The sequence below is a fragment of the Aeromonas sp. 30P genome (genome assembly GCF_051919805.1).
Classification (GTDB): Bacteria; Pseudomonadota; Gammaproteobacteria; order Enterobacterales; family Aeromonadaceae; genus Aeromonas; species Aeromonas veronii.
The window spans coordinates 2,905,901-2,917,964 of the sequence record NZ_JBQBEA010000001.1; the positions used below are offsets into that span (position 1 = coordinate 2,905,901).

Consider the following 12,064-nt stretch of genomic DNA (forward strand, 5'->3'; position numbering starts at 1 on the left):
CAATGCAAAACGCCGATCACATGATCGGCGTTTTTTTATTGCGCGCAGCACTACTAGCAGCCGTAGCCCTCAGGAAGGCAGCGCTTGCCTTTGATCTTGCCGATGCTCCGGGCTGCTGACGCAACATTCGTCGCGGAAAAAGGCGATGATCTCCTCCAGCACCGCGTATTGAGAGACGCAAAGCAGGGTGCGACTCTCCCGGTTTTGCTTCACCAGCCCCACCGAGACCAGCGCCGCGATATGGTGGCTGAGGGTGGAAGCGGGGATCGCCAGCTGCTTTTGCAGCTCACCCACCGGCAGCCCCTGCTCTCCTGCCTTGACCAGATGCTTGAAGATAAACAGCCGGGTCGGATGACCCAGCTCTTTCAATGCCTTGGCGACCTCTTCCAGTTGCATCTCTGCGCCCTCCACAAATTTGATATTTCGATAATACCAGAAATATCTTGACCGGCCATTCATTTCGATTATTTTGGAAACATAGAAACCAGGTGAGGATACGACAATGAATGAGTGGTTAACCATGCTGACCGATGCAGCCCAGATGTTCCTGTTTCTGGCTGTCGAGCTGTCGGTGCTGTTTCTGGTCATTAGCGCCGGGGTCAGCCTGATCCGCCAGAAGATCCCCGACGAGAAGATCCAGCGGATGCTGGGGGCCCGCCACGGCAAGGGCTATCTGCTCTCTGCCCTGCTCGGCGCCGTCACCCCCTTTTGCAGTTGTTCCACCATCCCCATGCTGAGAGGGCTGCTCTCGGCCAAGGCTGGCTTTGGCCCCACCCTCACCTTTCTGTTTATCTCGCCACTGCTGAACCCCATCATCGTCGGCTTGATGTGGGCCACCTTTGGCTGGAAAGTGACCCTGCTCTACGCCGTGATCGCTGCCAGCGTCTCCATCATGGCGAGCATGCTGCTCGACAGGCTCGGGTTCGAGCGCCATGTCATCGACCCCAAAGAGGCCACCCCCTCTTGCGGTAGCGGCTGTGGCCCGGCGACCCGCGCCACCACTCAAGCACATTGCAGTGACAACCAACGCAGCGCCATTCGTGCAATCAAACCCCTCAACGGGGCAGCGTGCTGCCCGGCACCGCAACCAGAGATGGCAGAACAGGCCACCCTCTCCTGCTGCGGCGATGGCACGGCAACCCTGACTCGTGCGCCACAGCTCCCCACCGCCTGGGTCAAAGCATGCCTCGATGCCTGGCAGCAGTTCAAAGCGGTATTGCCCTTCCTGCTGCTAGGGGTGCTCATCGGCTCGTTTATTTACGGTTTTATTCCGGCCGAGTGGATCGCCGCCCATGCTGGTGCCGACAACCCGCTGGCCATCCCCTTCAGCGCCATCGTCGGGATCCCGCTCTACATCCGTGCCGAGGCCGTGATCCCGCTGGCGTCGGTACTGCTGGGCAAAGGGATGGGAATGGGCGCCGTCATGGCGCTGATCATCGGCAGTGCCGGTGCCAGTCTGACCGAGGTGATCCTGCTCAAATCCATGTTCAGAACCCCGATGATTGCGGCCTTCCTTACCGTGATCCTCGGCATGGCGATCCTGATGGGCTACCTGACGCAACTGCTGTTTTAAGTCGCCCATCATTAAACAGACAGGGTGTGAAGCCAGCTGAGTGTGAAACCTTCAGGCTTCCCATAGACAAAACGCCGATCAACTGATCGGCGTTCCTTTGATCTGCTCCTCATCTCAGTGGTCGACCTCACAATTAAGGGCTACACCAACCGCCTGCAACTCGAAGTGAAACTGGCAGAGCTGCCGGAATAAATCTGTGTGGATCAAATGTGGATACTGAAGAAAAATAAAAAGGCCACTATTTCTAGTGGCCTTTCGTAACTCTTTGATTTTAATGGTGCCCGAGGCCGGAATCGAACCGGCACGACGCGAACGTCGAGGGATTTTAAATCCCTTGTGTCTACCGATTTCACCACTCGGGCACCGCAATCGGTATCAAGCTCGCGTGGCGGGCTTGTCAATATGGAGGCACGTTCCGGAGTCGAACCGGACTAAACGGATTTGCAATCCGCTGCATAACCGCTTTGCTAACGCGCCATGCAAAAGAGAGTTGGCTCTCTATTGTCTGAATTTGGAGCGGGAAACGAGACTCGAACTCGCGACCCCGACCTTGGCAAGGTCGTGCTCTACCAACTGAGCTATTCCCGCATTGGTCTGGCTGACTGCCTGACTACGAGGACGCATTCTAGCGATGTTCCTCGCCCAGTCAACCAGAAATATTTAATTACCTGATCGTTCGGGCATTTTTTGCCCTTTTTGAACAGTTTTAGTGCCTTTGGCCGTTTCCTGCCTCAAATCAGCGGAAACCTCACCTTGCGGCGCAAGTGACTCACAGGTTGGCGTGGTGGGTCAGATCGCCCCAGGCTGCCTTCATGTACTGGAACATCGACCAGAAGGTGAGCACGGTGGCGACATAGAGCATCACATAGGCGAGCCACACCATCCAGACGTTGTATTGCCAAATCAGACCGGTGAGTGACACCATCTGGATCATGGTCTTCCACTTGCCAATCCAGCTGACCGCCACCGAGGAGCGTTTGCCGAGCTCGGCCATCCATTCGCGCAGGGCGGAGATGATGATCTCGCGGCCAATCATGGTCATGGCGGGGATGGTCACCCAGATGGTGTTGTAGTGTTCGACAATGACCACCAGTGCGGCGGCAACCATGATCTTGTCGGCAACCGGGTCAAGGAAGGCGCCAAAGGCGGTGGACTGATTGAGCTTGCGGGCCAGATAGCCATCAAACCAGTCGGTGGCAGCGGCCAGAATAAAGATGATGGCAGCAGCCAGATAGGACCATTGATAAGGCAGATAGAACAGGATGACGAAGACGGGAATGAGCAAAATCCGGAAAAACGTCAACAGGTTAGGTATGTTTGTCATTATTTTCAGCCACTTCTTGTACGTCGCTACATAGTGCGCCAAAGCCGATTTGCGATGCAACCGCACTGGCGCCCGTCTTGGTCTTTTTAATCCATCAATCTTCTCAAAATGCGAGGGCCATTATGGCATTTACGGCCCCCCCGCGTCACGGCTCTTGTGCATCAAGGAGTTAGCGATTATGCCATGCCGCTAACCCTGCTCAGGCGCTGTGCAAGCCATCGTGGATGATCTGGGCCAGCTCCTGACTGATGCCGGGTACCTTGGCCAGTTCAGCCACGCTCGCCTTTTTGACCTCCTGCAGGCCGCCCAGATATTTGAGCAGCGCCTGCCGCCGCTTTGGCCCCACCCCCGGAATATCCTCAAGACTGCTGCTGGTGCGGGCCTTGGCCCGTCTGGCCCGGTGCCCGGTAATGGCAAAACGGTGGGATTCATCGCGAATATGCTGAATAAGGTGCAAAGCGGGCATATCTGCCGGTAAATGCAGCTCTTCGTGGCTCTCCCCCATAATGAGAGTTTCCAACCCCGCCTTGCGGGTGACCCCCTTGGCAATCCCCACCAGCAGCGGATATTTGCCGCCGAGGAACTCCAGCTGACGGGCCAGGATCTCTTCGGCGCGGCGCAACTGGCCGAGGCCACCGTCAATAAACAGCACATCAGGCACCTTGTCCGGCTCCTGCTGCTTGCCAAAGCGGCGCTCCAGCGCCTGCTCCATCGCCGCGTAGTCATCACCACCTGTGATGCCGTCGATATTGAAACGACGATATTCCGATGAGAGCGGCCCCTCCCGGTTGAACACCACGCAAGAGGCCACGGTGCGCTCCCCCATGGTGTGGGAGATATCGAAACACTCCATGCGGGCGATGGGGCGCTCCAGCTCCAGCAGCTCTTCCAGCTGATCGTAGCGAGCAGTAATGGTGCTCTTGTGAGCCAGCCGCGAGCGCAGCGCCGTCTCGGCGTTGATGGAGGCGAGCTTGATAAAGCGGGCCCGTTCGGCGCGGGTTCGGCTCACAACCCGCACCTTGTAGCCTGCGGTCTGGCTCAGGGTCTCGGCAATGACACTCTCGTCCTCCAACGCCACGTCGAGCAGCACCTCGCTCGGGATCTGCCGTCCCCCCTGCCCCGACAGATAGAACTGCAGCAGGAAGGATTGCACCACCTCGTCAAGCGGGGTGTCAGCCGGCACTTTCGGGAAGTAGCTGCGCGATCCGAGCACCTTGCCCTGACGGATAAAGAGCACGTGGATGCAGGCCGCACCTTGCTGGAAGGCGACCCCCACCACATCCAGCTCGTCCAGCACGTTGCCGCTCACCGACTGCTGTTCGGTAACCCGGCGCAGCGCCAGGATCTGATCCCGATAGCGGGCTGCCTCTTCAAAGCGCAGATCGCCGCTGGCGGACTCCATCTTGCCCACCAGCTCGCCAATCACCTGCTGGTTCTTGCCCGCCAGAAACAGTTTGGCCAGCTCCACCTGCTGGGCATATTCGGCCTCGCTCACCAACCCGGGTACGCAAGGGCCGGCGCAGCGCTTGAGCTGATAGAGCAGACAGGGACGGGTGCGGTTGGCATAGACCGCATCCTCGCACTGGCGTACCGGAAATATTTTCTGCATCAGGTGTAAGCTCTCACGCACCGCGCCGCCAGAGGGGTACGGGCCGAAGTACTCTCCTTTGATCTTGCGAGCGCCGCGATGGACGCCGATGCGCGGATGCTGGTGCGCGGTGATGATGATCCAGGGGTAGGATTTGTCGTCTCGCAGCAGCACGTTATAACGGGGCTGGTACTGCTTGATCAGGTTGTGCTCGAGGATCAGCGCCTCGGTCTCGGTGTGGGTGACGGTGACCTGGATATCGGCGATCTGGCGCACCAGGGTGCGGGTCTTGATGCTGTCGACGTTGGTGCGAAAGTAGGAGGCGAGCCGCTTTTTCAGATCCTTGGCCTTGCCCACGTAGATCACGGTGCCACCGCTGTCATACATGCGGTAGACGCCACTCTGATGGGTGACGGCGCTCAGAAACGCCTTGCTGTCGAAGAGAGGTTCGGGAGAGAGGGTCATCAGCTACTCGGCTCACACAAAGGCAAAAATTGACGGGCAGAGCATACTGCCCCCGCCGCCTGAAAAGCAAAAGGGCAGAAAAGCAAAAAGGCGGCACGCGCCGCCTTTGTGACCACACGCCACCCGATTAGAGGGTATCGGCATCCAGCATGCCATAGCGAATGGCCAGATGGGTCAGTTCCACGTCACCGTTGATCCCCAGCTTGCTGAACAGACGATAGCGGTAGCTGTTGACCGTCTTCGGGCTCAGGTTGAGCTGCTCGGAGATATCGGTCACCTTCTGCCCCTTGGTGATCATCATCATGATCTGCAGCTCGCGCTCGGAGAGGGACTTGAAGGGATTCTCGTCAGCGGAGGCAAATTGGCTGAGGGCCATCTGCTGGGCAATCTCCGGGGAGATGTAACGCTGACCGGAGTGCACCAACCGGATCGCCTGGATCATCTCGTCAGGGGCAGCCCCCTTGGTCAGGTAACCGGCGGCGCCGGCCTGCATCACCTTGGTGGGGAACGGATTTTCTGAATGAATGGTCAGCACTATGATGCGCACATCGGGGCGGATCCGCAGAATTTTGCGGGTCGCTTCCAGACCACCAATACCCGGCATGTTCATGTCCATCAGGATCACGTCCGGATGGTGTTGGCGACAGAACGTAACTGCGGTCTCGCCGCTCTGTGCCTCGCCCACCACCTTGATCCCGCGCACATCTTCAAGAATGCGTCTTATCCCTGTACGCACCAGCTCATGATCATCGACCAGGAATACATTTATCACCCAAACACCCCGTTTTATCTCGTTTTAGCCGCCCGGTTAGGGTTAACAGGGCGTCTTGCATCATAACCAAACTCGTCGCTTTGGCAAACCATGCACGCCAAAAGTTTGAGAAAACCCATGTTTAGCGTTTAAAATCAAATAATTATATAAATTTTCAAAACAAAAAACGGTGCCTTGCGACACCGTTTTTCATGACGTTAGTGCTGTGGCCATCACTTGGCCAAAAAGGCGCGCACCTTCTCAAGATCGGCCTGGGTATCCACCCCGACCGGTGGCGCTTCAAGGGCCTGGGCGACGTGGATCTTCTCCCCGTACCAGAGCACCCGCAACTGCTCCAGCGCCTCGACCTGCTCCAGCACGCTCGGTGCCCAGTCTACGTAACGCTGGATAAAGCCGGCGCGATAGGCATAGATACCGATATGACGCTGGTAGTTGTCACCAATTTGCTCATGGCTCTTGGCAAAGCGATCCCGATCCCAGGGAATGCTGGCGCGACTGAAGTAGAGGGCGTAGCCATCCTTGTCAGTCACCACTTTCACTGCGTTCGGATTGAACGCCTCTTCGGCATCCTTGATCGGCACAGACAGGGTCGCCATCGGCGCCGTGGCAGCGGCCAGATTATCCGCTACCTGACGAATGATGGCGGGCGGAATGAGCGGCTCATCCCCCTGCACATTGACGATGATGGTATCGGCGGCAAAGCCGTAGTGACGGCACACCTCGGCCAGACGCTCGGTGCCAGACTGGTGATCCGGTGAGGTCATGCATACTTCGACGCCGGTGCTCAGCAGTGCCTGCTGTACCCGGGCATCGTCAGTGGCGACGATCACTCGATCGGCACCTGATTGCAGAGCTTTCTCCACCACGTGCTGCACCATGGGTTTACCATGGATATCCGCCAGCGGCTTGCCCGGCAGACGAGTTGACGCATAGCGGGCAGGAATGACGACGACGAAACTCATGACGGCAGCTCATCGCTGTTGAGCGGACGGGCACGGTTCTCCAGTAGTACCGGGATCCCCTCTTCCAGCGGATAGGCCAGCTTGTCGAAGCGGCAGACCAGCTCATGAACTGCTTTGTTGTAATGCAGCTTACCCTTGCAGACCGGGCAGGCGATGATGTCGAGCAACTTGATGTCCAAAGCCAAAACGATACTCCTTCAACGATGTCGCGCTGGCGGCTTCATCACGCCAGCGATGGATGTCGAGCAACCAGCTATTCCATGCGGGGCATATTCCCCCCCTGCTCCCCCGCCGAGGCGAGAGAGATTAATCTTGTGCCTTGGTTACGCCTTGCGCCTTTCCACTCGTGTTCAGCTTGTGCAACAAGGTATCGAGCAAGGAGGCGGGCAACTCGGCGCTGACCGGCAGATACCACCAGTTATCGAGGGCAAACGGGCGGCACTTGACCGCATCCTTCTCGGTCATCAGCAGCGGCTTGCTGGCAAAGCGCCCCACCAGCTCATCCCGATCGAAGGGGTGATGATCGCCGTAGGCGGCCTGCTGATCCAGCTGATAGCCGAGCCCTTCTAGGGTGGCAAAGAAGCGGGGCGGATGACCAATCCCCGCCAGCGCATCAACCGGCCCCGACAAGGGGGCGGCCAGCGGGGCATCGTCGCGCACCCGGCGCGGGGTGTCGGCAACCAGTTGCATGGGGTACTCCCCCTTGCCCGGCTCGCCGCCGTTGCAGATGATGGCGTCCACCCGTTTGAGACGAGTGACCGGCTCGCGCAGCGGCCCCATCGGCAGCAGGCAGGCGTTGCCGAAACGGCGCGCTCCGTCCACCACCACCAGCTCGATGTCGCGGGCCAGCGCATAGTGCTGCAGACCATCGTCGGTGATGATGATATCCACCTCACCGCTCTGCTCCAGCAGTCGTACCGCGTCGGCCCGTTTCGGGGCAACCACCACGGGGCAGCCGCAGCGCCGGGCAATCAGCACAGGCTCATCTCCGGCCTGCGCCGTAGTGCTGGTCTCATCCAGCCGATAGGGGTAATGGGGCGCCTTGCCACCATAACCACGGCTCACCACCCCTGGGCGATAGCCGCGGGCTTGCAACTGCTCCACCAGCCAGACCACCACCGGCGTCTTGCCGTTGCCCCCCACCGAAATATTGCCCACCACGATCACCGGCAAGGAGGCGCTATACCCCCTGCACCAGCCGTGACGATAGGCGTAGCGGCGGGTGCCGCTGATGATGGCAAACAGCAGGGCAAAGGGGGCCAGCAACCAGCGCCAGCCACTTTTGCGATACCAGAGCCGTTCCAGCATCAGGCCTTGCTTCCCGCGTTGCCAAACTGAATGGCGCGCAGCTGGGCATAGGTGCCGCGCTGCTCCATCAATGCTTCGTGGTTACCGCGCTCGACGATATGACCTTCGTCGATCACCAGGATCTCGTCCGCCTTCTCGATGGTGGAGAGACGGTGGGCGATCACCAGCGAGGTACGCGCCTTGCAAAGCTCGTCGATAGCCGCCTGAATGTGGCGCTCGGACTCGGTATCGAGGGCCGAGGTGGCCTCATCCAGCAGCAGAACCGGCGCATCACGCAGCAGAGCGCGCGCAATGGCAACACGCTGGCGCTGACCACCGGAGAGGGATGCACCGTTCTCGCCAACCACAGTGTCATACCCGTTGCTCATCTTGCTGACGAACTCGTCGGCGTGAGCGATACGGGCGGCCTGCACGATCTGGTCGCGGCTGTATTTGTCTTCTGCGGCGTAGGCGATGTTGTTGGCCACCGAGTCATTGAACAGGTGGACATGCTGGGAGACCAGCGCGTACTGCTTGCGCAGCTCGCTCAACTTGTATTCGCGGATGTTGATGCCGTCCAGCAGGATCTCGCCCTGATCGATGTCGTAGAAGCGAGTCAACAGGCTGGCAATGGTACTCTTGCCAGAGCCGGAACGCCCCACCAGCGCCACCGATTTACCCGCCTCCACCTTGAAGCTGACGTTGTGCAGCGCCGGGGTGTCCTTGGTCGGGTAGGTGAAGGTGACGTTGCGAAACTCGATCTCGCCGCGAGCACGCTCCAGAGTGCGGGTGCCGGTATCCTGCTCCGGCTCGGTGTCGAGCAGACCAAACAGGCTGTGGCAGGCAGTGATGGCCCGCTGGAACTGGTTATTGACGTCGGTCAGGCTTTTCAGCGGCTTGAGCAGCATCATCATGGAGGTGATCATGACGGTAAACGTACCGGCAGTCAGGGTTGATTTGACGCTGTCAATGGTCGCGACATAGAGGAAGGCCGCCAGCGCGATGGAGGCCACCATCTGCACCACAGGGCTGCCGATGGCATCGGCGGCGACCATCTTCATGGTCTGCTGGCGCATGTTGTTGCTGACCTGGAAGAAGCGCTTCTCTTCCACCTTCTGGCCACCAAACATCAGCACCTCTTTGTGCCCTTTGAGCATCTGCTCGGTGGAGGTGGTGATATCCCCTACCGCCTGCTGGATATGACGGCTGATCTGGCGGAAACGACGGCTGATAAGGCCGATGATGACCCCCACCAGCGGGCCAACCACCAAAAAGATCACCGACAACTGCCAGGAGTGCCAGAACATCAGGCCGAGCAGACCGACCACGGTCGCCCCTTCCCGCACCAGGGTCACCAGCGTGGTGCTCGCCGCCGAGGAGACCTGACTGGCGTCATAGGTCACCTTGGAGAGCAAATGACCGGTGTTCTGGCGGTCGAAGAAGCTCATCGGCATCGCCACCATGTGATTGAACACCTGCTGTTGCAGACGCATCACGACGTGGTTGCCGACCCAGGCCATGCAGTAGTTGGAGAGAAAGTTGGCGACACCGCGCAGGGCCACGATGCCGAGGACGAAGAAGGGCATCCATTTCAAAACGGTGCTGTCGTTGCCATTGATGCCCTGATCGATCAACGGCTTGATGGAGTAGACAAAGGTGGTATCCACGGCGGCGTAGCCCAGCATCCCGATGATGCCACCGACCAGGCCCAGCTTGCGATCACGGACATAACCGAGCAGGCGTTTGAATACTGGCCAGCTCTCTTGTGAGGTTTCTTGTTGCATGAATAGCCGTTAGTAATGGAAATGACGGGCTATTCTAGCCAAAGCGCAGGCTTACACCAAGCGCCGCCACCCATATCGCATTCCTACACGGCAGAAATGGCGGATTATTGTTCAAACCACACTCGCGGTCGCCACCACTCACCACTATGTCGGTACCAGGGCCCCAGATCTCGCTCGGCGGTGACGCTCAAGCCCGCTGCTGTGGGTTCGACCAGCATCGCCCCTTGCTGGCCGGTGATCCACTGGCGGGCATCCCGATAGCGGGCCACCACATCGGGACGGGGAAAGCCCCACTGATTCATAAAACCGGCGCTGTGGATCACATCCTTTGCCGCCACCGCCGCGACAAACGAGGGCGTGGAGGAGGTGCGACTGCCATGATGGGGGCTCACCAGCAAGGTGCTGGCCAACCCCTCCCCCTCCAGTGCCACCAGTCTCAGCTCTGCCTGCCGTTCGATATCGGCACTGAGCAGCACGCTGCACTGCCCATCGCTGATACGCACCACGCAGCCATCGTTATTGCGCCCGCCACCGGGGCGCTCGGGCCAGAGCACTGCAAACGAGAGCCCCTGCCAGCGCCACTGTTGCCCACGCTGGCAGAGCGTCGTTCTCTCACTAAAAGGGTAAGAGGAGAGCTCGTAGCGCACCGGCATGGCGCTGAGCAGTCGCTTGCGATTGCCGGCATGGTCCCGATCCTTGTGGCTGATAATGAGACGATCGATGACCCGGATCCCCAGATGGCTCAGCTGAGGCAGGATCACCGCGTCCGCCATGTTGTAGCCTCCGGGATAGCGATCACCGGTGTCATAGAGGATGGCACGCTCCCCCTTGCTGATCAGCACTGCCAGCCCCTGCCCCACATCCAGCACCCGCAGTTGCCAGCGGACAGGCGTTGGCCAGAGCGCCAGCAACAGCGCACACAGACCCGGTAGCCAGAGCCAGCGTGCCGGGCGCCACTGCGCGGCGAACCAGAGCAGCAACAGCAGGGTGCAGAGTGGCAGCCACCAGCCAGGCAGTGGCCACCACAGTTGCAGTTGATCGGCCAGCCAGTTCAGGATCGTCAGCACCCACCCGAGCCCCAGATCCGCCAGCCAGAACAGGCCATAGGCAAGCGAGGTGGAGAGCGGCGCCAGCAGCACACCGATCAGCGCCAGCGGGATGATGGCGATACAAAAGAGCGGCACCGCCAACAGGTTGATCACCATGGCAAGGGGCGCTATCCCCTCGAACAACGCCAACTGCAGCGGCAACAGACCGAGCAGCAGCCAGAGCTGGATCTGCCAGAGCCCCGGCTTGTCGTGGAGATATCCCACCAGCAGCAGGATGGCCACCGCCAGAAACGAGAGCCAGAAGCCGGCCGAATAGAGGGCGAAGGGATCCCAGAGGGTCAATACCATAAAGGCCCACAGCCAGATGCGCCAGGCCGGCCACTCCCGCCGGCTCCAGCGCAGCACACTCCAGACCAGTACCATGATGAGGGCCCGCTCGGTGGCCACCGCAAATCCGGCCAACGCGCTGTAGACGGCGGCAAACAGCAGGGAGGTGATGATGGCGCCGCGCAGACCAAACAGCCTGCCCAGCCACCACCCGAGCACCGCCACCAGCGCGATGTGTTGCCCTGAGATGGCGATGATATGGGTCAGGCCGCTGCCGCGAAACAGCTCCCACTGGGCATCCGTGATGCCGCTCTGCTCGCCAAAAGTGAGCGCCGCCAGCAAGGGGGCATGATCAAGTTGGCGCCAACTCTCGGTCGCGGCCCCCAACCAACGTTCACGCCAACCCGCAGGTACCTGTTGAATGTCGATCACCCGACGCAGATTGCCGGTGGCGGTGATCCCCTTGCCCAGCAGCAGACGCCGCCCATCCAGCCCCGCCTCGTTGGCAAGACCGTGAGCCGGTTTCAACGAGGTCACCAGGGTGATCCGGCTGCCTACCGTCATGGCGGGTAATGCCTGATAGGCATTGACCCGGATCAGGGGCTCAGGTGTCACCGGTTGCTCGTCGAGGGAGCTAACCCGCAGCAGCAGCCGGACAAATTTATCCCCCTCGGGCTCTGCACTTTGCAGCTGTGCGGTTATCATGTGGCTCGTCTGATCGCCCAACCGCTCCAGCCAGGCCAGCCGATAGGCAAGATTGGCCTGCATCCAGAGGATGCCGAGCAGGAGAAACAGCCACCGCCATGCACGGCAATATGCAAGGGGGATCAGCAGGGACAGCAACAGGCCCCCCCATGCGAGTGAAGGTAACCATGGCCAGAGCAGTGAGGAGCTTGCCCCCAGGGCAAACGACAACAGACGCAGATCCATGGA

At 59.8% G+C, this 12,064-nt stretch carries 10 protein-coding genes and 3 tRNA genes; 1 reads left to right on the top strand and 12 read right to left on the bottom strand.

Translation table 11 applies throughout. The annotated features are described in order from the left end of the window. Window positions 1-69 precede the first annotated feature (69 nt). Window positions 70-396 carry an ArsR/SmtB family transcription factor gene (locus tag ACTG2B_RS13425; RefSeq protein ID WP_439996069.1) on the bottom strand — a complete coding sequence of 109 codons (327 nt, stop codon included), beginning with the start codon at window positions 394-396 and terminating at the stop codon, window positions 70-72. 106 nt (window positions 397-502) lie between these two features. Here ACTG2B_RS13425 and ACTG2B_RS13430 point away from each other — a divergent pair, with 106 nt between their 5' ends. After that, window positions 503-1,573, top strand: coding sequence for a permease (locus ACTG2B_RS13430; protein WP_439996071.1), 1,071 nt, complete (start codon window positions 503-505; stop codon window positions 1,571-1,573). A 275-nt stretch (window positions 1,574-1,848) separates the two neighbouring features. Here the strand turns inward: ACTG2B_RS13430 and ACTG2B_RS13435 are convergent. From ACTG2B_RS13435 to ACTG2B_RS13485, 11 genes are all read right to left on the bottom strand, one after another. Next, window positions 1,849-1,935: transfer RNA gene (locus tag ACTG2B_RS13435), tRNA-Leu, on the bottom strand. Between the two features lie 41 nt (window positions 1,936-1,976). Next, window positions 1,977-2,050 (bottom strand) — tRNA-Cys (locus tag ACTG2B_RS13440). 35 nt (window positions 2,051-2,085) lie between these two features. Then, window positions 2,086-2,161, bottom strand: a tRNA-Gly gene (locus ACTG2B_RS13445). 181 nt (window positions 2,162-2,342) lie between these two features. Continuing rightward, window positions 2,343-2,897 (bottom strand): CDP-diacylglycerol--glycerol-3-phosphate 3-phosphatidyltransferase, encoded by a 555-nt coding sequence (gene pgsA, locus ACTG2B_RS13450; protein ID WP_031227442.1) that lies wholly within the window; start codon window positions 2,895-2,897, stop codon window positions 2,343-2,345. 199 nt (window positions 2,898-3,096) lie between these two features. Beyond that, window positions 3,097-4,950, bottom strand: coding sequence for an excinuclease ABC subunit UvrC (uvrC, locus tag ACTG2B_RS13455; protein WP_439996073.1), 1,854 nt, complete (start codon window positions 4,948-4,950; stop codon window positions 3,097-3,099). Between the two features lie 127 nt (window positions 4,951-5,077). Further along, the gene (gene uvrY, locus ACTG2B_RS13460; protein WP_005337448.1) at window positions 5,078-5,722 is read right to left on the bottom strand and encodes a UvrY/SirA/GacA family response regulator transcription factor; all 645 of its coding nucleotides are present in this window, start codon (window positions 5,720-5,722) and stop codon (window positions 5,078-5,080) included. Between the two features lie 212 nt (window positions 5,723-5,934). After that, window positions 5,935-6,684, bottom strand: coding sequence for a 3-deoxy-manno-octulosonate cytidylyltransferase (gene kdsB, locus ACTG2B_RS13465; RefSeq protein ID WP_439996075.1), 750 nt, complete (start codon window positions 6,682-6,684; stop codon window positions 5,935-5,937). Further along, complete coding sequence (locus ACTG2B_RS13470) at window positions 6,681-6,869, bottom strand: Trm112 family protein (RefSeq protein ID WP_005347033.1); 189 nt, start codon at window positions 6,867-6,869, stop codon at window positions 6,681-6,683. The genes kdsB and ACTG2B_RS13470 overlap by 4 nt, the downstream gene beginning before the upstream one ends. Before the next feature lie 121 nt (window positions 6,870-6,990). After that, window positions 6,991-7,992, bottom strand: coding sequence for a tetraacyldisaccharide 4'-kinase (gene lpxK / locus ACTG2B_RS13475; RefSeq protein WP_216963406.1), 1,002 nt, complete (start codon window positions 7,990-7,992; stop codon window positions 6,991-6,993). Further along, window positions 7,992-9,755: a lipid A ABC transporter ATP-binding protein/permease MsbA gene (gene msbA / locus ACTG2B_RS13480; protein WP_005359702.1), complete on the bottom strand. Its 1,764-nt coding sequence runs from the start codon at window positions 9,753-9,755 to the stop codon at window positions 7,992-7,994. The genes lpxK and msbA overlap by 1 nt, the downstream gene beginning before the upstream one ends. Window positions 9,756-9,859: 104 nt before the next feature. After that, window positions 9,860-12,061 (bottom strand): DNA internalization-related competence protein ComEC/Rec2, encoded by a 2,202-nt coding sequence (locus ACTG2B_RS13485; protein ID WP_439996077.1) that lies wholly within the window; start codon window positions 12,059-12,061, stop codon window positions 9,860-9,862. Window positions 12,062-12,064 lie beyond the last annotated feature (3 nt).

Bases quoted from the DNA above. Each gene is read 5' to 3' on its own strand.
- ACTG2B_RS13425 (WP_439996069.1), bottom strand. From the start codon at position 396: ATGCAACTGGAAGAGGTCGCCAAGGCATTGAAAGAGCTGGGTCATCCG.
- ACTG2B_RS13430 (WP_439996071.1), top strand. From the start codon at position 503: ATGAATGAGTGGTTAACCATGCTGACCGATGCAGCCCAGATGTTCCTG.
- pgsA (WP_031227442.1), bottom strand. From the start codon at position 2,897: ATGACAAACATACCTAACCTGTTGACGTTTTTCCGGATTTTGCTCATT.
- uvrC (WP_439996073.1), bottom strand. From the start codon at position 4,950: ATGACCCTCTCTCCCGAACCTCTCTTCGACAGCAAGGCGTTTCTGAGC.
- kdsB (WP_439996075.1), bottom strand. From the start codon at position 6,684: ATGAGTTTCGTCGTCGTCATTCCTGCCCGCTATGCGTCAACTCGTCTG.
- lpxK (WP_216963406.1), bottom strand. From the start codon at position 7,992: ATGCTGGAACGGCTCTGGTATCGCAAAAGTGGCTGGCGCTGGTTGCTG.
- msbA (WP_005359702.1), bottom strand. From the start codon at position 9,755: ATGCAACAAGAAACCTCACAAGAGAGCTGGCCAGTATTCAAACGCCTG.
- ACTG2B_RS13485 (WP_439996077.1), bottom strand. From the start codon at position 12,061: ATGGATCTGCGTCTGTTGTCGTTTGCCCTGGGGGCAAGCTCCTCACTG.